The sequence below is a fragment of the Phyllobacterium zundukense genome (genome assembly GCF_002764115.1).
GTDB lineage: Bacteria > Pseudomonadota > Alphaproteobacteria > Rhizobiales > Rhizobiaceae > Phyllobacterium > Phyllobacterium zundukense.
Genome location: NZ_CP017940.1, coordinates 1,477,068 through 1,499,661 on the forward strand (window position 1 = coordinate 1,477,068; position 22,594 = coordinate 1,499,661).

General features: G+C 55.0%; 23 protein-coding genes, 1 tRNA gene and 1 pseudogene. 13 read left to right on the forward strand and 12 right to left on the reverse strand.

From position 1 onward, the window contains the following. Positions 1 to 146 precede the first annotated feature (146 nt). Both BLM14_RS07305 and BLM14_RS07310 read right to left on the reverse strand, forming a co-directional pair. A complete protein-coding gene (locus BLM14_RS07305) occupies positions 147 to 374 on the reverse strand; it encodes a hypothetical protein (RefSeq protein WP_099998769.1) in 228 nt (75 codons plus the stop codon). A gap of 8 nt (positions 375 to 382) precedes the next feature. After that, the gene (locus BLM14_RS07310; protein ID WP_099998770.1) at positions 383 to 565 is read right to left on the reverse strand and encodes a DUF3606 domain-containing protein; all 183 of its coding nucleotides are present in this window, start codon (positions 563 to 565) and stop codon (positions 383 to 385) included. 170 nt (positions 566 to 735) lie between these two features. On the opposite strand from BLM14_RS07310, the gene BLM14_RS30925 reads away from it, so the two are divergent. Next, positions 736 to 909 carry a KOW domain-containing RNA-binding protein gene (locus BLM14_RS30925; protein ID WP_157929492.1) on the forward strand — a complete coding sequence of 58 codons (174 nt, stop codon included), beginning with the start codon at positions 736 to 738 and terminating at the stop codon, positions 907 to 909. A gap of 72 nt (positions 910 to 981) precedes the next feature. Here the strand turns inward: BLM14_RS30925 and BLM14_RS07315 are convergent, their stop codons facing one another. From BLM14_RS07315 to BLM14_RS07335, 5 genes are all read right to left on the reverse strand, one after another. Beyond that, a complete protein-coding gene (locus BLM14_RS07315; RefSeq protein WP_099998771.1) occupies positions 982 to 1,578 on the reverse strand; it encodes a general stress protein in 597 nt (198 codons plus the stop codon). A gap of 32 nt (positions 1,579 to 1,610) precedes the next feature. Next, positions 1,611 to 1,931, reverse strand: a complete 321-nt coding sequence (locus BLM14_RS07320) for a hypothetical protein (protein WP_099998772.1) — start codon at positions 1,929 to 1,931, stop codon at positions 1,611 to 1,613. A gap of 614 nt (positions 1,932 to 2,545) precedes the next feature. Further along, on the reverse strand, positions 2,546 to 2,734 hold the full coding sequence (locus BLM14_RS31715) for a hypothetical protein (RefSeq protein WP_099998773.1): 189 nt from the start codon (positions 2,732 to 2,734) through the stop codon (positions 2,546 to 2,548). Positions 2,735 to 3,112: 378 nt separating this feature from the next. Beyond that, positions 3,113 to 3,385, reverse strand: coding sequence for a hypothetical protein (locus tag BLM14_RS07330; RefSeq protein ID WP_099998774.1), 273 nt, complete (start codon positions 3,383 to 3,385; stop codon positions 3,113 to 3,115). 521 nt (positions 3,386 to 3,906) lie between these two features. Further along, positions 3,907 to 4,383, reverse strand: coding sequence for an Hsp20 family protein (locus BLM14_RS07335; protein ID WP_099998775.1), 477 nt, complete (start codon positions 4,381 to 4,383; stop codon positions 3,907 to 3,909). A gap of 182 nt (positions 4,384 to 4,565) precedes the next feature. Between BLM14_RS07335 and BLM14_RS07340 the strand changes: the two genes are divergently transcribed. Further along, a tRNA-Met gene (locus BLM14_RS07340) sits at positions 4,566 to 4,643 on the forward strand. Between the two features lie 630 nt (positions 4,644 to 5,273). Here the strand turns inward: BLM14_RS07340 and BLM14_RS07355 are convergent. After that, positions 5,274 to 5,843 (reverse strand): group I truncated hemoglobin, encoded by a 570-nt coding sequence (locus BLM14_RS07355; RefSeq protein WP_237143487.1) that lies wholly within the window; start codon positions 5,841 to 5,843, stop codon positions 5,274 to 5,276. Positions 5,844 to 6,078: 235 nt separating this feature from the next. Further along, positions 6,079 to 6,678, reverse strand: coding sequence for a hypothetical protein (locus BLM14_RS07360; protein ID WP_099998777.1), 600 nt, complete (start codon positions 6,676 to 6,678; stop codon positions 6,079 to 6,081). Between the two features lie 116 nt (positions 6,679 to 6,794). Here BLM14_RS07360 and BLM14_RS07365 point away from each other — a divergent pair, with 116 nt between their 5' ends. The 8 genes and pseudogenes from BLM14_RS07365 (at position 6,795) to BLM14_RS07395 (ending at position 17,719) form a co-directional block, all read left to right on the forward strand. Next, positions 6,795 to 7,424 carry a putative metallopeptidase gene (locus BLM14_RS07365; RefSeq protein ID WP_237143488.1) on the forward strand — a complete coding sequence of 210 codons (630 nt, stop codon included), beginning with the start codon at positions 6,795 to 6,797 and terminating at the stop codon, positions 7,422 to 7,424. Between the two features lie 26 nt (positions 7,425 to 7,450). Next, positions 7,451 to 7,612 (forward strand): annotated as a pseudogene (locus tag BLM14_RS32350) (DUF2280 domain-containing protein); the annotation flags it as partial. Positions 7,613 to 7,728: 116 nt separating this feature from the next. After that, positions 7,729 to 7,911: a hypothetical protein gene (locus tag BLM14_RS31725; protein ID WP_237143578.1), complete on the forward strand. Its 183-nt coding sequence runs from the start codon at positions 7,729 to 7,731 to the stop codon at positions 7,909 to 7,911. Further along, positions 7,871 to 9,253: a PBSX family phage terminase large subunit gene (locus tag BLM14_RS07375; protein ID WP_237143489.1), complete on the forward strand. Its 1,383-nt coding sequence runs from the start codon at positions 7,871 to 7,873 to the stop codon at positions 9,251 to 9,253. Before BLM14_RS31725 ends, BLM14_RS07375 begins: the two co-directional genes overlap by 41 nt. A 7-nt stretch (positions 9,254 to 9,260) precedes the next feature. Beyond that, complete coding sequence (locus BLM14_RS07380) at positions 9,261 to 10,616, forward strand: DUF1073 domain-containing protein (protein WP_099998779.1); 1,356 nt, start codon at positions 9,261 to 9,263, stop codon at positions 10,614 to 10,616. 158 nt (positions 10,617 to 10,774) lie between these two features. Continuing rightward, the gene (locus BLM14_RS07385; protein WP_099998780.1) at positions 10,775 to 11,140 is read left to right on the forward strand and encodes a DUF1515 family protein; all 366 of its coding nucleotides are present in this window, start codon (positions 10,775 to 10,777) and stop codon (positions 11,138 to 11,140) included. Positions 11,141 to 11,329: 189 nt separating this feature from the next. Continuing rightward, on the forward strand, positions 11,330 to 14,083 hold the full coding sequence (locus BLM14_RS07390; protein ID WP_099998781.1) for an autotransporter family protein: 2,754 nt from the start codon (positions 11,330 to 11,332) through the stop codon (positions 14,081 to 14,083). Between the two features lie 162 nt (positions 14,084 to 14,245). After that, complete coding sequence (locus tag BLM14_RS07395) at positions 14,246 to 17,719, forward strand: autotransporter outer membrane beta-barrel domain-containing protein (RefSeq protein ID WP_099998782.1); 3,474 nt, start codon at positions 14,246 to 14,248, stop codon at positions 17,717 to 17,719. Positions 17,720 to 18,090: 371 nt separating this feature from the next. On the opposite strand, the gene BLM14_RS32640 is transcribed toward BLM14_RS07395, so the two are convergent. The 3 genes from BLM14_RS32640 to BLM14_RS07415 form a co-directional block, all read right to left on the reverse strand. Then, positions 18,091 to 18,384 (reverse strand): helix-turn-helix domain-containing protein, encoded by a 294-nt coding sequence (locus BLM14_RS32640; protein ID WP_418314225.1) that lies wholly within the window; start codon positions 18,382 to 18,384, stop codon positions 18,091 to 18,093. A gap of 130 nt (positions 18,385 to 18,514) precedes the next feature. Further along, the gene (locus BLM14_RS07410) at positions 18,515 to 18,907 is read right to left on the reverse strand and encodes a DUF982 domain-containing protein (RefSeq protein WP_099998785.1); all 393 of its coding nucleotides are present in this window, start codon (positions 18,905 to 18,907) and stop codon (positions 18,515 to 18,517) included. 66 nt (positions 18,908 to 18,973) lie between these two features. Beyond that, positions 18,974 to 19,114, reverse strand: coding sequence for a DUF1236 domain-containing protein (locus BLM14_RS07415; RefSeq protein WP_237143490.1), 141 nt, complete (start codon positions 19,112 to 19,114; stop codon positions 18,974 to 18,976). 323 nt (positions 19,115 to 19,437) lie between these two features. Between BLM14_RS07415 and BLM14_RS07420 the strand changes: the two genes are divergently transcribed. The 3 genes from BLM14_RS07420 to BLM14_RS07435 all read left to right on the forward strand — a co-directional run bounded on the left by BLM14_RS07420 (position 19,438) and on the right by BLM14_RS07435 (position 22,577). After that, complete coding sequence (locus BLM14_RS07420) at positions 19,438 to 19,659, forward strand: hypothetical protein (protein WP_099998787.1); 222 nt, start codon at positions 19,438 to 19,440, stop codon at positions 19,657 to 19,659. Positions 19,660 to 21,304: 1,645 nt separating this feature from the next. Beyond that, positions 21,305 to 21,532, forward strand: coding sequence for a hypothetical protein (locus BLM14_RS07430; protein ID WP_099998788.1), 228 nt, complete (start codon positions 21,305 to 21,307; stop codon positions 21,530 to 21,532). Positions 21,533 to 21,818: 286 nt separating this feature from the next. Then, on the forward strand, positions 21,819 to 22,577 hold the full coding sequence (locus tag BLM14_RS07435) for an FkbM family methyltransferase (RefSeq protein WP_157929493.1): 759 nt from the start codon (positions 21,819 to 21,821) through the stop codon (positions 22,575 to 22,577). The last annotated feature ends 17 nt before the right edge of the window (positions 22,578 to 22,594 follow it).

A 22,594-nucleotide genomic window follows, 5' to 3' on the forward strand; every position in this document is an offset into this window, starting at 1 on the left:
AATCAAACAGTATATGCGCAACAGGCGATTTGCGGCTGACTGGCGGACCTAGGAACAGGGAATACTCGCCGAGTGCAGGGGAAGAGCTTCACGGCTTCCCGCCGTGGAAATTATATTGTCCACATTTAGGGGAGCTTTCCAGGCCGTCACTCTCCATAAAGCAGCAGCGCTGCGCCAATAACCAAAAGGATTATGGCGGGCAAATTTTGCTTCAAGCCGAGAAACCGCAAGCCCTGTCTATCTGGTTCTAACGATACTGAGTTTTCATTGTCAGACGATTTAGGCGGTTGACTTAGTTTGCGATGACGAAGCGCCACCCAGACCGAGTAGAGCACCCCCGCTATCAGAAGAATCGCACCAATCAGCTTTAACATCGGTTATCTCATCCTGAGCTCGCAAGCTCAGTTTCAATCTTCTTTCGACTGCCTCCATGCTTGGCGATTAACTCTCGCGCCCGATTCTTGCTCAGGTCGTATTTCGTCATGAGATATTCGACCTCATAGTCCTCTCTGGACGAGACTTTTGAGCGATCACGGTTATCCTGTTTTGATTTGTCGTCTGCCATTTTGAGCACACCTCGGTTTTGCCAGCTAACCTGGAAAACAGTGTTCAGTCATTTTCGTTCCATGTCGGAGTGCAGCAGTCTGGTAGCTCGCTTGGCCGGGTCGCTACTCGATATGATAAAACCAAGTCCACCGCAGGGAAGAAGAAAAGACCGAGAAGGAAACAACGGTCATGCGCTATCCAGCCGGATCAAGCGTGTTCGTTACCGACTGGGTCAGCCCATTTGCAACGTTTGGCGGTATCGTTGAAGAGATCACAAAAGCAGGCAGGGTTGTTGCGCTGATGGAATTGTTTGGGCGGATGACACCGGTGGAATTCGAGCCCAAGCAGCTCACGCCTGCATAAGGCCGCTAAATATACAAAACCGATTACACAGCGCACCTTTCGGTGGCTGTGCAACCGAAGTCATTTCGCGCCTTACAGCTGACGATAGTTCCGAGCCCGATCCCGCTCGCGTGCAAGTTCTTCCTCTGTCAGATCAGGGTTGCCCTCGTCAAAACGTTCCCAGCCTTCCTCGCGATACATCGCACGGCGGCTATCAACATCGACGGGAGCATTTTGATTGATAATGGATCTGGCGAGATCCAGTTTATCGTCCTCCACACGGGCGGACACGAGGGTGCTGCCTCTTCGTACGCCTTCCGCATAGACGTGCGCTGTGTCTTCATCGACACCGGCGCTCGTCAAAGAGCCGATAATGCCGCCGGCAGCACCGCCAGCTAACGCCCCGGCTGCAGCACCTGCTACGGTGGCAACGAGCCAGCCGGCGGCCACAACAGGGCCTACTCCCGGGATGGCCAGTAACCCCAATCCAGCTAGGAGGCCCCCTGTACCGCCTGCCACTGCGCCTATGCCAGCTCCTGTTGCTGCACCTTCACCAGCATAAGATTCGTCAGTATCATCACCACGCCTTACAAGACTGATGTCGTCGGACGAGATTCCGGCATCCTCAAGCGCGTTCACAACTGTTCGGGCATCGTCATAATTGTCATATAGTCCAGTTACGGTTCGCATTTAACTCTCCCATCAAGATTCAACTTTGAGACTTATTTGGCCGCCTCGGTAATGTTGCCTTGGAAGTCTAATTTGACTTCATACGCCTTGCCCGATTTCATGGCAGAAGCTGTCCAAATACCGTCTTCTCCCTTTGCAAGCGCAGTGACATCCGAATATCCTTTTTCCTCCATGCGTCCCTTAGCCTGTGCCTCAGTGAAGCTATTTTCACCAGGGACAGGCGCAGCGGGATTTGTAGTGTCAGGGGTGGCAACGGCGGGCGTTTCTGCTTCGGTCGCCGGCTTGGTCGTGTCCTGAGCATAAGCAATCGACATGATCGAAAGCGCGCCCAGTGCTATGATAAAACGTTTCATGGTAACTCCTAACTGTCGATCAATATTAACCCCTCTCGGAACTCAAAGTTCCCAGCTCGAAAGGCCAACAGGGCGGTAATATTTTTCTTTGGTAATGGAACAAAATCGGCGATGATGTGTGTGCCGTTGCTGCTAGGCAAATATCCCCATATCAGTGAAAATAATCCTTTCACATACCACGCAAATCAGTATATACGCGCAACAGGTGATTTGCGGCTGACTGGCGGACCTAGGGACAGGGAACACTCGCCGAGCGCATGGGAAGAGCTTCACGGCTTCCCGCGATGGAAACTTTTGCACCAATTCAGTTTGCGGAGTGGAGAAGTGGTCATCTTTGGCTGGCTCATAACCAACAACAGATCATTGGCTCAATTGAGATGAACAGTCCCGTCAGGCTCGACCTGAGAGTGGTGTGTCTTCGTTCGATAATGCGCTGTCATCGCATCCGGTGCCGCACTATAAAAAATAGCCAAACGATCACGATGACGACAATGACCGCTAATGCATAAATAGCAAAATCGATTGAAGCAAGATCAGCCAGAATAGTCGTCATGGCACGATCCCGATCCCGAATGTCCCGGACAGATCCGGTGACGAAACAAGGCCGACCCTATTTAGAGACGCTGCTTTGTTCCCGCGCTCTTCCCGTCGGAGCTTTTCGAACGTTCCTCAAAACGCTCCGCACCCTTTGCTAGGTCTGACCCTTTCTGGGCTTCCACCTTCTTTTCCTCTTTTGCGGCGCTCTTTCTCAAGCCCCGCGCGGCTTTCCTACCTCTTTCTGTAGGGGCTTGCTCGATACCCATAGCATTTTCCTCCGTGGCTTACTGCCGCGACCTCAACGGTTGAGTTCTCAGTTCGTTCCGCCGTGATCTGTCAGAATTCAGTTCGGCGGAGAAGTGGTCTTCGCGCTTTAGGCGAAAATCGTCGATGGATTCGCTCAAGCAACAGGCAGAGACTGCTCTCCACGCCAGGCCAGCAGTCAGCTGGGAGAAATAGCCGTAGCGAAGCTTAAAAGATCATCCTAGGGGGGCAAGGCACGGGCGGAAGAGCAGATCATCGGATGGTTCGGCCATGTGCCAATTCCTATCGGATAATCATGGCGGATGCCCGCGGACCGCCGCAGTTCCGCGGTCAGCGAAGTTTGAACAGGCACCTCGCAGGAGCCTATATCAGCGGAGCGATTACCCCTTCGATTCGACGAGGATCACCAGAGACTCCGGCACCACTCCGTCGAAGGCCATCGCATCGGCGGCCGCCTTGCTCTGCATCGCCGCCTGCAAGGCATCAATATCCGGAACGTCCATCATCACCGCCACGCGAGTCGGATCTTGGGGATCAACAAACGTTCGGATGTTGGTCACCCCGAGCGGACCGAAAAGCTCCTTGCGCTTCGGTGAGGTGAGCCAGTGGTTCGCGCCCTTTGTGATGTTGTGATGGCCAATAATCGTTGGCATAGCACCCTCCCTGCGACGACGCCGACGGCCGGATCAAGGGCCGCGCTCCATATCGCAAGGCTACTGTGCCCTGTTTTTGCTGGGCTGTAAATTGTGGCGGTCAGGGCGCGGGGACGGTTGAGCAAGCGCGCAAGTGGATGAATTGATGTTCAGTGCGGACCTGATTTCAGTGGATAACTCGCCGGTCAAATCCAGCCCGAGCAACAGCTCGCGGCAAATGGATTTCTATTGCGGAGTGGACAGGCGGAACGTCTGGTTGGGCTCATAGGAGCGGGCCGGTACTGAGGCCCGCCCCAGGACGTTTTCGTCAGGTATGTGTTAGTCCTTCACTGATCGAAACCGATGCTTCATACACCCTCCCTTTGCCTTTCTTAGTATCTCAGCGATTGACTGCGGAGGCAGTGAGGTATTTGGCGCCTGCGCCTTTACCTTTTGCAGCAGCTCCGGTGGGGCGGTCCGTTTCCCTGTTGGTTTTGACGTGATAGCTTGCATGTTTGCAACTCTCTCGACGAGCTCAAAGATCACGCCGCGTGGCTGTCTTTAACCTGCCTGGAGCTTTCACCAGCTATCGTTTTGCCAATACCGCTGATTGCAATCCGGCGCGGCTTCATCTCCTCAGGAATCTCTTTCTTGAGTTCGATGACGAGTAATCCATTGTCGAGACGCGCATCAACAACGGTTACGTGATCGGCAAGTTCGAACCGGTGAACGAACGGCCGGAGCGCCAATCCGTGATGAAGGTACTGGAACTCCTCTTCGCCGGACTTGTCGCCTTTGACCACAAGCATGTTCGGTTCATGCGTGATGGACAGGTCATCTTGTGCAAAACCTGCCACCGCGATGATGATGCGATATTTGTCTTCGCCCACTTTGACGATGTCATAGGGCGGCCATTTGTCCGAACCCTGGGGCTGAGCGGAGTTTTCGAGCAGGTTGAATATGCGGTCGAAACCGACGCTCGACCGGTAGAAGGGGGAAAAATCGACGTTGCTTCTCATAGCTAAGTCCTCCTTGAGCAACATAGAAATGAGGCGCCAAGAAGCTTGGCGCTCCCTGACTGCCGGCCCAACCATGCGACCGACGGCAAAAAATTTGGTTATTAAACTGCGCCCCGTCAAGGTTTCCCGATGATTCAAGGAAAAAATTTTTCCGCCACGGAAAACTCATCCAAAATTCAGTTTGTCGGAGTGGAGCAGTCTGGTAGCTCGCTTGGCTCATAACCAAGAGGTCGCAGGTTCGAATCCTGTCTCCGCAACCAATTGGGCAGTGCGCCGGAGTAACGATGTCAAGCGGGACCGCCACCACCAATCGCCGGATGCCCATTCATTCGCGGGAACCATCTGTCGTCTGTGCTGTTCAACCTCTTGAGAAAAGGAAGAACATTATGGAAAAGCAAGATTCACAGACACCGGTGCGAGAGACAGCTGCGGAGGCGCGGCAGGGTCCACTTGGGCGACCGATTCTAAAGGTGCTTATTGGTGGCCTAATTCTCGCGGCCATAGCATGGGGTGCTGCCGAAATGTTCGGCGAGAGCACCGACAATAATGCTACCATATCGGGGCAGGAGAGCCCCACCGCCGGTCAGAACAATCCCTCGGATCAGGCGACGCCATCTGGGGACCAGCCAACGACGAATGCCCCTGCTACAAGTCCAACACCACAGAGCGGAACTGGCGGAGACACTCAAGCGAAACCGCCTAGCAGCACGGCACAGTAACCAATCGTGCGGAGTGGAGAAGCGGTTATCTCGGCTGGCTCATAACTCGAAGATCGTCGGTTCGAATCCGACCTGCCACAACTATTTAGAGCCAACAATATGTGCCTGCGGCAAAGCTCCGAATTACAACGGAGCAATGCCGGATCGTGCTCGCTTGCAAACCAAGAGGCTTCAGCCGCGCTTATAGCCGGCGGTGACCTCGTTCTTGTGAGCGGCGAAGGCTGCCAGGACTTCGGCCTTCTCGCGCTTCGGTATCTTGAAGAAGTCCAAGGTCCTTCCGAGTTCCGCTGCGACCTCATCGAATTCTGAGGGGGAGATCCGGAGGTCCCGATGCGCATCCTCAAGGCCGAGCGGCGTCGTGCCGGGCTTGGTGGCCGAGAACTTGAACGGTCCACCCGAAATGTCGCAGACCCATAGCGTACGCATGAATTTAAGCCCGGGCAGCCGTTCCAAGTCTTTGGTGTGCCATTCCCGCAACTGCGGATTCTTGGATTTCTGACCGACGATGGGGTTCTTCACGACCGCGTCGCTGAAGTGGTCAACAACCGCCGCAATGGCAAAGACGCCACCTAGCCGTTCGTACAGACTTTTCTCAGTCACGGACTGCTTGGTCTGAGCCTCCGCATTGTCCGCAGCTACCAATGCGGCCGCCGAGCCGACGATCAGCGCCAACCCTGCAACCATGTTTCGTCTTGTGAGAGAAATCGAAACACCCTGTACCGCCTTTGTTCGCGCATACATGATATCCTCCTTGCCCTGCCGAATGGCAGGCATAGTTTTTATTGACGACCGTTAGATGCGTGAGCGTGGAAAGCGTTCCCCGAAATTGTTCTAGAAAAGAAGAGCCGTCGCTCCCTGGTTGCTATGAACCAGCCCCGCGCGGGAACGATGCATGGCCCAAGAAGGCATTTGCACCCTCGGGTTCCGGTAACGCGGATCCTGCCACGTTCTAAGAAGGCCCGCACCTTCGATTACCTCAAGGTTTCTGTTCATTCAAAAAGCTGGCACCGAGACCGAATAGGCCGCTAAGAGGCGATTCCATTTGTGATTTAGAACTCGCATCATTTCCAGCCAAAAGTGCTTCAGCGATACGTTGAAACGGCATGCGCTTCTCGATTGATCTAAGTTCGTTGTCGATTTTGTTGATCTTCTCGATGTGATCCAAAAAGTCATCGATTGACCAATCCATATCGGGCATTTTCAGTTTGCTGGATGCAGTTATCGGGAAAAACTCAACACCATCCGAGGCATGACTACCTCGAAAGGGAGAGTGTGCAATGATGTTGCGCATTTCGCCGTATTTCATGGATTGCTGTGCGAGTTCGTCGAACCTGTCTGCGAGTTCTTTTTCAACAACGTAGAAGTTCACCAATGACCGCAGGGTCTTGATCTTATCATAGAAGCTCATGTTTCTCGTGATAATGATACGGCGAGCTCCCTTGACACCCAATACCTCACCCAGGGCGGTTCCAATGCCTTCTTCAAGGAGCGCAAAGAAACCCATAAAACCGCCGACGAGAGTAAATGCCCTGGTGTCACGGGAGAGTTTAAGCAGATCGACCTTGAGCAGCATCATTTATTTGCCAGCTTTCTAGAATTGCCAACTGCCCCAAGCTAAGGTGAGCAAAGCAGCGGGCCGCTGAGGCTGAGCATCAAGTGATTCAGACTTGGAATCAAGGCAGGACCCTGTCAATGATCATGTCTCGCCCAATGCCACCAGCTTCCGTGCTTGACGAGCTGGTAAACCCAGTATTCGAGCCGGCACCCGAATTGGTCGAATGGGCTAGGCAGACTTTCATTGCGGATGACGCCAAGCTCTACAACCCGGACCACCATCATCTCAACTTCGCATCGATCGGCGCGCTCTGGACCAATGTCGGCAACAGCCGGAAAGGTCGCCAGATCATCGGTCAGTGTGAAGAGGGCAGCCCAAGCGGTATGATGGGGAAGTGGGGTAAGGCTCGGGCCGAGATGCAGATCACGCAATGGTTCGGCCATGTACTCGATTTCGTCATGACGTTCGACGCCGTCTATTGCGCCGAATGTTCCGACGCCGAGTTCTGCGCGCTGATTGAACACGAGATGTACCACGCCGCCCAAGATCGCGATCCATTCGGTGCTCCGAAGTTCCGGAAATCGACAGGCCTGCCAGTGTTCGCGCTAAGAGGACACGACATCGAAGAGTTCGTCGGCGTTGTCCGTCGTTATGGGGCAGACGCTTCCCATGTCCGCGCACTTGTCGATGCTGCCAATGCAGGACCGGAGATCGCCAATGTCGGTATCGCCCATGCATGCGGGACATGCCAGTTGCGTGCTGCTTAAAGCTTTGATGGGACTTTGATAGTTTCATGGCTCAAAAAAAATACTCGGACGATGTGAAAACCCGCGTCGTTCAAAGCCTCGCGTGCTTCGATCCACCCTCAGTTGTCGTGAAATCCATCAAGGCCGACTTTGGTGTCGATATCACTGCCCAGGCTGTTGAGGGATACGATCCCAACAAGGTAGCGGGCAAGAAGCTATCGAAGCGGTACCGCGAACTGTTCGATGCAACTCGGAAAGCGTTTCTGGAATTACAGCGACGATCGCTATTTCGCATCGGGCAGTACGGCTTCGCACTTTGCAACGAATGGCTGAAAAGGCTGAGACACAGGGCAACATGGTGCTTGCCGCCAATCTTTTGGAGCAGGCGGCCAAGGAAGTCGGAGACGCTTTCACGAACCGGCGCGCACTGGTTGGCGCAGACGGTGGCCCGGTAGAGGTGCGTACCCTTGCAGACTTCTACGGCAACATTAAACCCAGTTCTTCGTGATTTCTGGCTGACGCCGGCTCGTAACCGTGTTCTTTATGGCGGCCGTTCGAGTTCCAAATCGTGGGATGCCGCCGGGTTTGCAATCTTTCTGGCGACACAATGCCGAATCCGCGTTCTCTGCGCTCGTCAGTTTCAGAACAGGATCGCAGAATCCGTTTACACGCTGCTGAAAATCCAGATCGGACGGTTTGGGCTCAGCAATCAGTTTGTCATTACCGAGAACTCGATCAAGCACAAGCTGACCGGCTCGGAGTTCATGTTCTACGGCCTTTGGCGGCACATTGATGAAATCAAGTCACTCGAAGGCATCGACATCTGCTGGATCGAGGAGGCACATAACCTCACGGAAGAGCAGTGGAACATCCTTGAGCCGACGCTGCGCAAGGAAGGCTCGCAGTTCTGGATAATTTTCAACCCCAGGCTGGTGACTGATTTTGTCTATCGCCGGTTCATTTCGAACACGCCCCCCGATACAATCAAGAAGCAGATCAATTACGTCGACAACCCGTTTCTGTCTGCCACGATCCTCAAGGTCATCGAGGCAAAGCGGCATGAGGATGAGGAAGAGTTCCGACACATCTACCTTGGCGAGCCGCTGACGGACGATGATGCAGTTGTCATTAAGCGGTCATGGATCCTCGCATCGGTCGATGCACACAAGAAGCTTGGTATCGAGCCCACGGGCGCGAAACGTATCGGGTTCGACGTTGCTGACAGCGGCAATGACAAATGCGCCACCGTGGCAACGCACGGCTTCCTCACTACCCACGTTGATGAATGGAAAGCCCGAGAGGATGAGCTGCTGAAATCAGCGGGCAGGGTGCATGCCATCGCCCGGCTGCTCGGCGCATCGATCGATTACGACAGCATCGGTGTTGGTGCATTCGCCGGCGCGCATTTTCAGGCGCTCAATATCGAGCACAAGACCAAGATCCAATATTTCCGGTTCAATGCCGGCGGTGCTGTTCTCAATCCGGAGCGGCGCATTGATCCCAAGGATCCGAGGTCTCCGCTGAACAAGGATTTCTATTCGAACATCAAAGCGCAGTCGTGGTGGGAAGTTTCGAGGCGGTTCCGCAATACCTTCAATGCGGTGGAACGAGGAGAGCAGTTCGCGCCTGACGAACTGATCGCGATATCCAGTGAGTGTGATCATCTCGACCAGCTCATCGATGAGCTTTCAACGCCGCGCAAGGACTACGACAACAGCGGCAAATCAAAGGTTGAGAGCAAGAAGGATCTGGACAAGCGGGAAATCCCGTCTCCGAACCTTGCCGACGCTTTCGTCATGGCAAACGGGCCTCGAACAACGCACTCGTTTACTCTGGCGCACATCAGTTAGGACAGTCATGGGAAACGTCATTGCAATGGCTCGCGATAGCCTGATGAGCTTTGTTTCCCGACTGGGGACTGAGCGCGACAAGGCAGCGACTGTTTTCTATACGCAGCCGATCCTGACCGACGAGCAGATTGTTGCGGCTTATCGTGGATCGTGGTTGCCGCGGAAGATCATTGACATTCCGGCCCTCGACAGTTGCCGCAAATGGCGCGACTGGCAGGCCGACGACAAGGTCATTGAGCTGATCGAGAAGGAAGAGAAGCGCCTGAACGTCAAGGGCAAGGTGCTTGAGGCATCGAAGAAGGGCCGGTTGTTTGGCGGCGCTGCCGTTTACATTGGAACCGGAGACAGTGATCCCTCGCAGTCTCTCGATGTTGACCACATCGAACAGGGCGGCATCAAGCACCTGACCGTGCTCACACGGCGTCAGCTCAAGGCTGGTACGATCGACCGCGATCCCGAATCCGAATGGTTCAACCGGCCCGAGAAATACTACCTCACCGGCTTGAACGGAAAGCAGCTCACAATTCATCCCTCGCGCCTGGTGCTGTTCAATGGAGCAATGACGCCGGACGACGACATCAGCGGTGCAACACAAGGCTGGGGCGAAAGCATCCTGACTGCCACGCTAGACGCGATCAAGAATGCCGACAGTACTGCCGGCAATATCGCCAGCCTGATATTCGAAGCCAAGATCGACATCATCAAGATACCGGGCTTCACGGAGAACATCGGCAACAAGGTCTATGAGGATGCCATTCTCAGCCGCTACACGCTGGCCAACACGATCAAGGGTATCAACGGCACACTGCTGCTTGATGCCGAGGAGGAATATGAGAGCAAAAGCGCACAACTCGCTGGTTTAACTGACATTCTCATGGCCTTCATGCAGATCGTTTCAGGTGCCGCTGACATCCCCGTCACGCGTCTCCTCGGCCAGTCTCCGGCCGGGATGAACGCGACCGGCACAAGCGATATGAAGAACTACCACGATCGCGTCCAGTCCATTCAAGAGCTCGAACTTACTCCGGCAATGGCTCGACTGGACGAGTGTATCATCCGCTCGGCGACAGGAACGCGAGACGAAGCGATCTATTACGAATGGGCGCCGCTTGAGCAAATGTCCGAGAAGGAGCGAGCCGATATCTTCAAGACCAAGTCGGATGCTGCTCGCGCTCTGATCGGCTCATCGTCCGGGCAGGAGATTATCACCCGCGAAGCCCTGTCCGACGCGTTGGTCAACACCTTCACAGAAGATGGCAGCTTGCCTGGTCTGGATAGCTTCATCGATGAGTACGGCAAGCTTTCGGAACAAGAGCCGAGTGAGGCTGAGATCATCGCTGCAGCGACCCAAACTCGAAGGTAGCGCTATTTTGGTATCGAAATTGCTTGTCAGTGATGTTTTCGGAGAAATCGCGAAAGCGACCGCGGCACGCAGCTACGGTGGGAGTCGAGTGCAGATGCGATCGACGCGCAGATAGACCGATGTGCGCTATTCCATGACGAACGGGCAGGAAAGGCGAAATGATGGATCTCAGCTTGAACGATATTTACAAATCCATCGGTGCCCTGACTGCTGAGGTGCAGGGCTTGCGCCGGGATATGGAAGCATCCGAGCGCAGAGCTGCACTTGAGAACCGCGAGGCCGACGAAAAGCGAGCAGTTGTGCACCGCCGTATGGATGACATCATCTCGGAGGTGGGTGACATCAAAACCGATATCGCTACGATCACAGAGCAGGTGAAAGACAGCAAAACCGTAACGGATGACGTCAAGAAGTGGAAGGCTATGGGCATCGGTGCCCTAGGTGTCGTCGGCATTGGTGGAACGGCGCTCGGTGTCAGCCTGGCAAGCTATTTTGAATGGCTCGCAAAGTTATTTCACCGGTGAGGCTTGACCCAGACATGTTGGACCGAGAAGAAGCCAAGCCTCAATGCCCGTGTTGCTGACATGCAACTAATGGTTGTGATTAGGACAACCAGTTCAATTAATCTCATGGCGTCACTTGCCTGTTAATCGAATCCCGCCATTGATTGGACAACTAGCGACATTCGCTATCAGGGTATCTTGGGGAATAGCATGGACGACAAGTTTTATACTGCCAAACAGGTCAGAAACAGGCATTTTCTCGCGGGCGTGAGTTGTGCTGCGCTCGTCATCGCTTGCATGCTGTCCACGGAAGTCATGGCCGGGACGTATACAGCCAGCAGCCGTGCGGAGCTAGACGGCGCTATTACGGCTGCAAACGCCGATCCCGATCCGAATGCAACGATCCAGCTTACCGGCAACATCGTATTCGCAGGCGCATCAAGCTTGGTCGTACCCACCAAACCCATCACAATTGACACTCAGGGCTTTACACTTTCCGGTGCAGATGGTTCCGGCGCAGCCGCTGGTACCGGTATAGCGTTGCTGGGTAGCGGAGTCGGCCGCGTTTATACCCTCGTTGGCACTTTTAAGGGTGGCAACGCGGATCTCGGAAGCGGTGGAAGTGGTATTCGAATAACGCAGGGCGCCTCGGTAACCAACGATGGCGTGATTCAGGGCGGAAACAGCCTCGGTGGGTCAGGCGGCCTGGGCCTTGAGCTTGGCGGACCTGGGGGTGTGCCTTCATTGGTCAACAATGGAACGATCCGTGGCGGGAACGGAGCTCTGGCGAATGGCAACGGCATTTTCGTCCGCCGTGGCACCATCATCAATACCGGGACAATCGAGGGCGGCACCGGTGCGTCGGCCATCGTGACCAATTCAACCGCCAGCCTCAATGTCATCAATAGCGGAACCATTCGCGCTGGGGCCGGTCAGGCCAATGCCATTTTGCTTACGCAAGGCGGCGCGAATGGCATCACATTGGAACTGCAAGCAGGTTCGGTCATCGACGGCAATGTCGTCGGCAATTCGACTGTTACAAACGATATCTTGCGGCTGGGTGGAACGGGCACCGACAGCTTTGACGTGTCGACGATCGGCCCGCAATACCAGAACTTCGACACTTTTCAAAAAACCGGCAACGGCACCTGGGCGCTGACCGGCACCGGCACGGCTACGACGAACTGGGACATTCAGGCTGGAACGCTCGCTATCGGCAATGGCGGCACCAGCGGCAGTGTCCTCGGCAGTTTGGCTTTGAACGGCGGAACGCTGGAATTCAACCGATCCGACGTGGTCACCTTCGACAATGTCATCACCGGAACCGGCAATGTAGTCCAGTCCGGCAGTGGCAGGACCATCCTGAATGGCGACTATACCTATAGTGGCCTGACGTCTATTGTTGCCGGCACCTTGGCCATAAACGGTTCAATCACCACTCCGGTCTCCGTGGCGACTGCCGGTACCCTCGGCGGCATTGGCACGATCTTTGGCGATGTGACCAATACAGGTAAGGTTGCTCCCGGCAATTCCATAGGTACGTTGACGGTTGCGGGCAACTATGTCGGCAATGGCGGCCTGCTTGAGATCGAAACCGAGCTTGGCGGCGATGCCTCGCCGACTGACCGGCTGGTGGTTACCGGCGACACCTCCGGCAGCACCGATGTGCGGGTGATCAATGTCGGCGGCACCGGCGCGCAAACGGTTGAAGGCATCAAGATCATCGATATCGGCGGTGCGTCCAACGGCGCCTTCAGCCTGCTCGGCGATTACGTGATCGGTGGCCAGCAGGCGGTTGTTGCCGGGGCTTATGGCTACACCTTGCAGAAGAACGGTGTGAGCACGCCGAGCGACGGCGACTGGTACCTGCGATCGGCCCTTACATCGCCGACCGAACCTGGCGAACCGGGTAAACCCGGCGGTCCACTCTACCAGCCGGGCGTGCCCATCTATGAGGCCTATGCGCAGGTGCTGCAAAGCCTCAACGGTGTCTCGACCTTGCAGCAGCGTGTCGGCAATCGCTATTGGGCCGGGGCAGGCAACGGCGCACTCGCACAAGGCGATGGGCCCGGAACCGTTGAAGCCGCTCCGTTACCCTCGGAAGGTGGTGACATCGTCACCGATGCACGCGGCATCTGGGCCCGCATTGAAGGCGCGCACGGCAAGTTCGAGCCAAGGACTTCAACCAGTGGCGCCGATTACGATATCGATACCTGGGAGCTGGAGTCCGGCATCGATGGCCAGTTCTATGAAAGTAATGCCGGCAAGCTCATTGGTAGCCTCACCGCCCATTACGGCCATGCCTCCGCCGACATTTCCTCGTTCTTCGGCAATGGCTCGATCGACACCGATGGCTATGGTCTTGGCGGCACTTTGACGTGGTATGGGCAGAACGGCTTTTACGTCGACGGGCAGGCGCAGGCGACATGGTATGACAGTGATCTTACCTCAAGTACGCTTGGCACCAGCCTTGCCGATGGCAACAATGACTTCGGCTATGCCTTCAGCCTTGAGACCGGCAAACGGTTCAATCTCAATCAGAACTGGACGCTGACGCCGCAGGCGCAGCTGGCCTATTCTAATGTCGATATCGACAGCTTCACCGATCCATTCGGGGCAGACGTGTCGTTTGGCAGCGGCGACAGCCTCAAGGGCAGGATTGGACTTTCCGCCGATTACCAGAATGCCTGGGAGGATGGTGCCGGCAAGCTGACCCGCACCAATCTCTATGGCATCGCCAACCTTTATTATGAGTTCCTCGACGGCAACGAGACCGATGTCTCCGGTGTGAACTTCGCCACGGCGAATGACCGCACCTGGGGCGGTATCGGCGCGGGCGGCAGCTATAACTGGAATGACGACAAATATTCGCTCTACAGCGAGGTTTCCATCAACACCAGCCTGTCCAACTTTGCCGACAGCTACAGTCTCAATGGGACAGCGGGGTTCAGGGTGAAGTTCTGAAGCTGACCACAAGGGCCCGTGATCCTCACCACTGGTAGGCCATTTTGCGCAATTTCGGATCGTTCCGATTTACCTCAAGATTTAAACTTTGTTGCCGATCGAGCACCAGGCAATTTCACGAATTGACGCTAGACAGTCAAAAAAGATTCTCAGGAGATAAGCATGCAGAGACTTCATTCCGCTTTGGCATCATCGGCCGCACGTTTGCCCATCCTTGCTGCTGTCTTCACCGGAGGCTCATTAATGGCGCCGGCGGTGGCGTTTGCCGATTGCGTCACCCTTGGAGGTGTCATCACTTGCGACACGGCAGCTCCGAATCCTTTTACCAGCACAGTCGGCGCTGGCAATACTGCTGCTGCAGACAACATCACTGTGAATGTTGGTCCTGGAGCCCAGGTTGCTGTGGGCAACTTGAATGCGATCAGCCTGCGAAATAATGCGGTCATCACCATTGCCGGTGGCGGCCTCGTCAGCGCTACGGCAACCTCCACCACGGGCAATTACAATACGGGTGGGAACGCTGTTGAGGTCAACAACAATGGTACGCTGACCATTGAACAGGGTGGCCAGCTGCTTGCTTTGGGGACTCAAGGCAGCGCGGAAGCAGTGAACTTCCAGGGCACTGGCAATGTGCTCACCAACAATGGCACAATCGACGCAAATAATTCTGTCGCTATCTGGTCGCAGAATACGTCCGGTCTGAACACCGTCATCAACAATGAAACCGGCATTATCGAAGCTGGCAACGGAACAACCAGCACGGTCATCGGCGGATCGGGCGCCGGAGCGCTCGACTTCACCAACAGAGGCACAATTCGCGGCAGTATCAATCTCGCCAACGGCAATGATATCCTGCGCCTGTATACAGGATCGACCGTTACCGGCAATTTCAGCGGCGGCGGCGGCACTGATGCGATCTTCCTCAGCGGCGACGGGCAATCGTCCATGGCTGGCAATTTCAACGGGTTTGAAAGCCTGGTCAAAAACGATCTTGGAACATGGACGCTCACAGGCACGATTACCGGTGTCACCGTCGCTACTGTCCAAAACGGCACGCTTGTTCTGACCGGGGCAAACACCAATTACACCGGCCAGGTGATCATCGATCCAGCCGGCACCCTGGAAGCACGTGCGCAGGCTCTGCCAACGCAGCTTCTTCCCGCTAACAATGTCGCCAACATCACCAATAACGGCCTTGTACGGTTTGCGCAGCCCGACAATGGCACCTATGTCGGTCAGATCGTCGGGACCGGTGCCGTCGAAAAGACCGGCGCTGGAACCCTTACGCTTGAACCTTCGGTTGCGGCCGGCAACACCTATTCCGGCGGAACCTTCATCAATGGCGGCGTTGTTGCAGTCGGCGCCGACAATGCGCTGGGCGCTTCGACCGGCGGTGTCAGTTTCAATGGCGGCACCTTGCAATTAAACAGCAGTTTCAACTTGTCGGCGGGTCGCGCGGTGACCCTGAATGTCGGGGGCGGCACGATTAATACGCAGGCCTTCGATTCGACATTGGCACAGGGAGTAACCGGCCCGGGCGGGCTCACCAAAGCCGGAGCCGGGACGCTCACCCTGACAGGCAACAGCGACTATAGTGGTGGAACCGTGATCTCCGCAGGCACCCTCCAGCTCGGAGACAGCGGAACCAGCGGTTCGATCTCAGGGGACGTGTTGAACAACAGTCTCCTCGCCTTCAACCGCTCCGACGCATTTTTGGTGCCCGGAGTCATTTCCGGTTCGGGTGCCGTGGAGCAGAACGGTTCGGGCACCACGATCCTGACCGGCAACAATACCTATAGTGGCGGGACCACCATCAACGCCGGAACCTTGCAGCTGGGCAATGGCGGCACTTCGGGCTCCATCGTCGGAGATGTTGCTAACGACGGCTCCCTTGCTTTCAATCGCTCCGACAGCACGAATTTCGACGGCGTGATATCAAGCGCCGGTAACGTCAGGCAGATCGGCGGCGGCACGACAATCCTGACCGCACAGAACACATATTCAGGTGCAACTACGGTCGAGGCTGGAACGCTCGCTGCTGGGGCGACGAACGTCTTTAGCCCTAACTCCTCGACTTCCGTCCTTACTGGCGGAACCCTCGATGCAGCCGGGTTCGATCAGACCGTGAGTGCGCTTACCAATGCCGGACTGGTCAATGTTGGAGGTGCGCCGGGAACAACACTGACGGTCAGCGGCAACTATGTGGGCGCCGACGGCACTTTGCGGTTGAATACGGCGCTCGGCGATGACGCTTCAACGACCGACAGGCTCGTTGTCCTCGGTGACACGTCAGGATCGACAACGCTTGTCGTGGCCAATGTTGGCGGCAGCGGAGCACCGACAGTGGAAGGGATACGGGTGATCGATGTTGCCGGTTCTTCCGCCGGCAGCTTTGCGCTTGATGGCGACTATGCGTTTGAGGGCGACGAGGCCGTCATTGGCGGCGCCTATGCCTACCGGCTATACAAGAATGGCATCGCTACGCCAACCGATGGTAACTGGTACCTGCGTTCCGCTTTGGTCGATCCTGCGGATCCGACCGCTCCTACAGATCCCACAGATCCGACCGACCCAACAGATCCAACCTCGCCATCTTCGCCGCTCTACCAACCTGGCGTTCCTGTCTATGAGGCGTATGCACAGACATTGCTCGGTCTCAACGGGCTGCCAACACTGCAACAACGTGTTGGGAATCGCTATTGGTCGGGAGCTGGCAATGGAATGCTGTCTCAGGGCGATGGTCCCGGAACAATCGAGCCGGCTCCGCAGCCTTCTGACGGCGGTCCGGCCTTCGTCGAGGGACGCGGCTTGTGGGCGCGCATCGAAGGCGCCCATGGAAACTTTGATCCAAGAACCTCGACGAGTTCCACTGATTACGATTTGGACACATGGAAGATCCAAAGCGGTCTGGATGGGCAACTTTATGAAAGCGAGAGCGGCAAACTCATCGGAGGCATCACCGCGCAGTATGGCAATGCATCCGCGGATGTATCCTCCCTATTCGGCAATGGCGAGGTCGATACCGACGGCTACGGAGTGGGTGCTACGCTGACCTGGTATGGCCAGAATGGCTTTTACCTCGACGGGCAGGCGCAGGCGACATGGTATGAAAGTGACCTGTCTTCCGGCGTTCTTGGTAGTCTCTCGAATGGGAATGACGGTTTCGGCTACGCCTTCAGCCTGGAAACGGGCAAAAGGCTTGCTTTGAACCAGAACTGGACGCTCACCCCGCAAGCCCAGCTCGCATATTCCAATGTAGATTTTGACGCCTTCACCGACCCCTTCGGCGCGGATGTTTCTCTCGGGACTGGTGAGAGCCTCAAGGGTCGTCTCGGACTTTCGGCAGATTATGAAAATGCCTGGGAGGGTGCTTCAGGAAGGACAACCCGCACGCACCTATACGGCATTGCCAATCTTTATTATGAGTTTCTGGACGGGACGGAAGTTGAAGTATCAGGCGTAAACTTTGCCAGCGAGAACGATCGGACCTGGGGCGGTATCGGCACTGGCGGCAGCTATAACTGGAATGACGACAAATATTCGATCTACAGCGAGGTTTCCGTCAACACCAGCCTGTCCAACTTCGCTGACAGCTACAGTCTCAACGGGACTGCGGGATTCAGGGTGAAGTTCTAGGCCAATCAGAGCCCGTCAGCATCACCGTTGGCGGGCGGGAGAAACGGTCGGTGCCTGAGAGCGAATGTGTCAGAACTGGCCTCAGCATCATCAACAGTATTCGAAGCGTCGTCAGGTTCAGAATTTTCGACTGCCTTTTGGGGGTCGTCATTGTTGCTATGCACTATCCACGAATTGCCATCTCGCCTGATGGTATATCGCGGCGCTCGTTCATTCTCGTTTCCCATAATCTCTCCTAAAAGGATGAGGCCTGACGATTTGACGGGGTTAGCTGGCTCCTCGCCAGGCCTCTGTTGGGATGGCCTCCAACGCTTCATAAACTTGCGAACATCACAAACGTTCCGACTATCCAATGCCGGACAAACGGGCGGCTACCGTCGTCTAGGCTTCTTGAGCCAGTGACGCGTTCCTCTACCCTCCCTAAGCTTATGCTGAGGCGAGGAGGGGTGCTCCACGTGCTTCGCCGTTTCGGTAGTTTGGCTGTCCGCGCTGTCGGTAGGCTCCATTGCCTCAAAATATGGGCCGAGGAAATCCATGGGACTAAGGTTCAGGGCTTTGCAGAGATGGACGAGCGTGGCAACGGCGATACGGTTCTCCCCACGTTCGTATTTTTGGATCTGCACGGAAGAAACGCCGATGGGGGTTGCGAGCTGTTGCTGGGTCATGCCGGCCGCGAAGCGGAACTCTCGGAGCCTTTGACCTATTTCTTTATCGATAACTTCAACGCGTGCTCTGGGGGTCAACAGTGTTGGCTCCTGCGAAGTAAGGGATAGCCACCGACTCTACATAACCCGCCTACCATTGCAAAACGTTCTCAGCTATGCCGTGGCGGACAAACGCGCGCCTATCGCCGCTTGGGATTGCTCTTATACCAACGCTCAAGCTTCCCGGTCGGTACCGCCGTGGCGTCGTCTCGACATAAATTCCCGCTTCCTTCGCGGCCTCAACAAACGCCACGCGAGCAACAGCGGCCGAGCATTCGCCAGCGAGACAGTTCAATAGTATCTGACGGGCCAGCCTGGCTTTGGGACCGTCCTCATCAGGCCATTTCTCCAGTATGAATACTGCAGCGTCATAGGCCGAGGTGATGCCTATGGCCTTGCCATTGCGCAGCACTGAGACGATTTTGAACGGCTTGTAGTCTTCCATGATCGCCGAACGGTAGCAGAGCGGCGCATGTTCCGGCATTAATCCCTTAGAGCTACCATGGATTGTGCCCGCAGCAGCGACGGCGGGCACAGTCCTGTCACGGTGTCATTGCGCCAGATATACTACCTTGCGGTCCTTCGTCGTCACGATGATCGGTTGCTTGTCAACATAGACATAGGCGTAATCCGGGCTGTCGGGGATCGGCACCAGCTCGACAGTGTCGGGAACGACGGTGCCAATCGCCACGTCGCCTTCAATGACTATGGGATCCGAGGGGTGAGCGATTACATAATCCCGTGCCGGCTAGGGAACTTCAATGATGACTGCGTCTTGCGCAAAAACGCTGCCTGAGGCTGCTAATGTCAGGGCTGCAAATGCGAACAGAATATGTTTCATGGTTATCTCCCTCTGTTGGCCCCTTCTGGTCATCAGAACTGGCAACAGCAGGTGTTGGTTCCACAGTCACTTTGCGTGATCATTGTTGGCGCTGGACGCCGGGAGACGCGGGGGCTTTTACGCTTGGAACCACTTTAACTGATTAGCGTTGCATCGATTTGAGGAGCATCGTCATGAGTATTCCATCTCCACGATATCGCGACATCTATGACGGCAGGGAAGAAGAATGTTTGGAAGCATTACGAGAGCGATTTTTGGATCAGGTTCCATCCAAGGACATGTTTAATGTTTACCAAGAAGCGCTCACGGCGGGGTGGGGCCTGTTCGAGGTGAGGCGAGCAATCGATGCCTTGGTAGCCGAGAAAGCGCATGAGGCGGGAGCTGATCCCTGTTGAGCCACGCGGCGCTGTGGTTCAATCTATCCGAATGATCTGCCCATCGTGCATTTCGAACACTCCATTATCACCGCCCTGAGTGATGAAATCGGCTTCAAGTTCGCGCCATGTACCTAGATAGGTACCGCACGCGCTGCAATGGATCGGGGTGGTAGAGGTAACGTTCTGGGTAAGTGTTAGATAAATTGTATGGCACTTTGGGCATTCGAGCTTGTTGTCGAGTATCTGGGCCACCGCCGTATCCCCACAAAGTATTTCCAATTTTAATTATATTCTCATTCGACGGGACCGCAAATGGTGGAGTTACTCAACAAAAAGAGTGGGCCCAGATTGCCACGGTTTTGGACGTGATCAATGCTGAGCCCTGTCGAAATAGCATTTTTGGAACTTGTCCAACGCATCTCTCGGCAATAGTAAAACGCGTTTCGTGAGTATTGGTTCCAAAAAGTGAGGCTTGGCCTCAATGCGTTCGGGGGAAGAATACCTTCGACCAAGCCCCTGCTGGCAGGAGAGATGCCAGCAAGATATTTTACTCTCAATTAGTGAGAAATTCCATCAACTGCGGCGCCGGGCGCATACGGCCAAACAACTGGTTATGCAGAGCTACCGGCCCGTTATGACAAACGCCCAATCCGCCAAGCGAACCACCAAGTAAAGTATCAAAAAGACGAGAAAGACCGCGAGGGCGATACCCATGGCTTTTTCCAATTTCGTCTGAGCCTCCTGGCCAACCAAAAGTGAGGCCCGGCGTCTGTGGGCATTATATAGGGCGCCAGACCGCGGCTGACCGAATGTCAGCAAAGCTTATACGTCTACATCCGGCATTTGGTTCCGATGCCATGACTCGTGAGGCTCGGCGCAAGGCATGGCAAACCAGTAAGTTACACCGAGCCTCTGCCGGGGAGTTGTGGGCTCCCGACATTGTTTCCAATGCCTGCAGCCAACACATGTTCCGGGTCTAGATTAAACTAGCTAGACGATGCAGAAGACTGTCAAACGTCCGCAAAAAAAGACGGTGAAGGCCCAGATTGCCAAACGGTTTGATCGTTGACGATACTGAGCCCCTGTCGAGACTGCTTTTTTGGAGGCTTGTCCAACGCTGGTCTCGGCAATAGTAAAACGCGTTTCGGAAGTATGGTTCCGGAAAAGTGAGGCTTGGCCTCAATGCGTTCGGGGGAAGAATACCTTCGACCAAGCCCCTGCTGGCAGGGGGTGCCAGCAAGCCGGTTATTTTACGCTGATTTGACTGGAATTTAAATCAAAATACCGCGCACGAAGGCCTCCTGAAAGGCTCGGCGGAGTTGGTTTGTTGTGGGCTCGCGCCGAGCCTATGCCGATAGCGGCATAATAAAAATATGAAATGATTTCTGACGGATAGCAATAAATCTTGCGTTGCTAAATTGAGTTATGACCAAAGACCCTGAACGAGGCTTGGCCGTCACTCGCTACCAGACGATTGTTTCGACCAAGCCTCTACTGAGGGACACCAGTTTGGGATTTCAACGTCGGATGGTAACCTGGAATTCCGGCGCAAAAATCAAAGTCCGATCTGCCAGTTACTCAGTACAGGGCAGACCGGGGCCCAAGCTGATTTCAGGGTTCAGCCCCGTCAAGCTAACCGGCATCCATAAACAAGGAATGAACCATGAACCGCGCAGCATTCTATGCGGCGTTGCGGAAACGCGACTCCGGTCTCTTTGGCACGTCCTTGTCTCAGTCACAGGTCAATGGTCTCGAACGGCTGCTGAACGTCTGGGCAACGTATTATGCCACCGATCCGATAGAGTTTCTGTCCTACGATCTGGCGACCAGCTACCACGAGACTGGCGCGAAGATGCAGCCCGCTACGGAAAACCTGAACTATTGGCGATGAAGCCAGCGGTGATAGTTGGCGCTTCAGAGGTGAGGCGATGTCCAGAACATGAGATAATAATTGCTTCGTGCCGATCTGCAAGATTACGCCCTGCGCCGCGCGGCTTGCTCTTATACCACCGCTCAAGTTTTCCAGTCGGTGTTGGCCCCGCTGCAGCACTGAGACAATCTGAAATGACTTGTAATCTTCCATAGCCACAAAACGGTATCAGAAAGGCGCGGGTTTCGGCATTATATAAGAACAAGGAAAGCTCCGCTTCCTGGACAGTATTAGGTGGAGATATTACGTGGACATTATTGCAAAAAGGCTGGCAGGCTATCGAAAGATTATAAAAAACCTTGGTGTAAGGGGCTGGGTCAGTCGTAGCTCAGCCCGACGGGCCGCTGCAGGTACAACCTCCCGCTTGGTGAGCAAACATTGCGCCACCCCTCTTTATGTACGTGGAGCGACAAGCGATATCCGTGTATTCGATCAAATCTTCGTAGATTTGGAATACCGATGCCTCGATCAATTGCGTGATGTTTGTACAATTATAGACGCGGGCGCAAATGTCGGCTACTCGTCCGCCTATCTACTGACGCGCTTTCCTGAAGCTTCGATCGTGGCGATCGAACCGGATCCGGACAATTGCAAAGCGCTGGCGCGAAATCTAGCTCCTTACGGATCGCGGGTAGCATTGCATCAGGCGGCGCTTTGGTCAGAACAGGGAACGCTTGATTTTAGCGCAAACACTACAGGACTAGGAAACGAGTGGGCACGGAAGGTCGAAGTCACCAACGGTTTAGGCTCGGTGAAAGCGATGACGATTGATCAGATCATGGCGATGCACGGATTAGATTTTGTAGATATACTTAAAGTGGACATCGAAGGAGCAGAAGAAAAAGTATTCGCAGCACAAGATATTGGGTGGCTCAAGAAGGTAGGGAATATTGTAATTGAGCTTCATGGAGAAAAATGCAGCAACATCTTCATGAAAGCTGTCGTAGACCGGAATTTTGCTATAACGCAATGCGAGGAACTAACTGTCTGCCTTTCCCAAGATTAGGTTCAGGACATCCCTCA

Excerpts from the sequence above, each read along its gene's own strand:
- BLM14_RS07410 (WP_099998785.1), bottom strand. The coding sequence starts at position 18,907 with ATGCCGGAACATGCGCCGCTCTGCTACCGTTCGGCGATCATGGAAGAC.
- BLM14_RS07390 (WP_099998781.1), top strand. The coding sequence starts at position 11,330 with ATGGACGACAAGTTTTATACTGCCAAACAGGTCAGAAACAGGCATTTT.
- BLM14_RS07365 (WP_237143488.1), top strand. The coding sequence starts at position 6,795 with ATGATCATGTCTCGCCCAATGCCACCAGCTTCCGTGCTTGACGAGCTG.
- BLM14_RS07335 (WP_099998775.1), bottom strand. The coding sequence starts at position 4,383 with ATGAGAAGCAACGTCGATTTTTCCCCCTTCTACCGGTCGAGCGTCGGT.
- BLM14_RS31725 (WP_237143578.1), top strand. The coding sequence starts at position 7,729 with ATGGCTGAAAAGGCTGAGACACAGGGCAACATGGTGCTTGCCGCCAAT.
- BLM14_RS07430 (WP_099998788.1), top strand. The coding sequence starts at position 21,305 with ATGAACCGCGCAGCATTCTATGCGGCGTTGCGGAAACGCGACTCCGGT.
- BLM14_RS07360 (WP_099998777.1), bottom strand. The coding sequence starts at position 6,678 with ATGATGCTGCTCAAGGTCGATCTGCTTAAACTCTCCCGTGACACCAGG.
- BLM14_RS07315 (WP_099998771.1), bottom strand. The coding sequence starts at position 1,578 with ATGCGAACCGTAACTGGACTATATGACAATTATGACGATGCCCGAACA.
- BLM14_RS31715 (WP_099998773.1), bottom strand. The coding sequence starts at position 2,734 with ATGGGTATCGAGCAAGCCCCTACAGAAAGAGGTAGGAAAGCCGCGCGG.
- BLM14_RS07385 (WP_099998780.1), top strand. The coding sequence starts at position 10,775 with ATGATGGATCTCAGCTTGAACGATATTTACAAATCCATCGGTGCCCTG.
- BLM14_RS07310 (WP_099998770.1), bottom strand. The coding sequence starts at position 565 with ATGGCAGACGACAAATCAAAACAGGATAACCGTGATCGCTCAAAAGTC.
- BLM14_RS32640 (WP_418314225.1), bottom strand. The coding sequence starts at position 18,384 with ATGACCCAGCAACAGCTCGCAACCCCCATCGGCGTTTCTTCCGTGCAG.
- BLM14_RS07355 (WP_237143487.1), bottom strand. The coding sequence starts at position 5,843 with ATGTATGCGCGAACAAAGGCGGTACAGGGTGTTTCGATTTCTCTCACA.
- BLM14_RS07305 (WP_099998769.1), bottom strand. The coding sequence starts at position 374 with ATGTTAAAGCTGATTGGTGCGATTCTTCTGATAGCGGGGGTGCTCTAC.
- BLM14_RS30925 (WP_157929492.1), top strand. The coding sequence starts at position 736 with ATGCGCTATCCAGCCGGATCAAGCGTGTTCGTTACCGACTGGGTCAGC.
- BLM14_RS07380 (WP_099998779.1), top strand. The coding sequence starts at position 9,261 with ATGGGAAACGTCATTGCAATGGCTCGCGATAGCCTGATGAGCTTTGTT.
- BLM14_RS07330 (WP_099998774.1), bottom strand. The coding sequence starts at position 3,385 with ATGCCAACGATTATTGGCCATCACAACATCACAAAGGGCGCGAACCAC.
- BLM14_RS07395 (WP_099998782.1), top strand. The coding sequence starts at position 14,246 with ATGCAGAGACTTCATTCCGCTTTGGCATCATCGGCCGCACGTTTGCCC.
- BLM14_RS07320 (WP_099998772.1), bottom strand. The coding sequence starts at position 1,931 with ATGAAACGTTTTATCATAGCACTGGGCGCGCTTTCGATCATGTCGATT.
- BLM14_RS07420 (WP_099998787.1), top strand. The coding sequence starts at position 19,438 with ATGAGTATTCCATCTCCACGATATCGCGACATCTATGACGGCAGGGAA.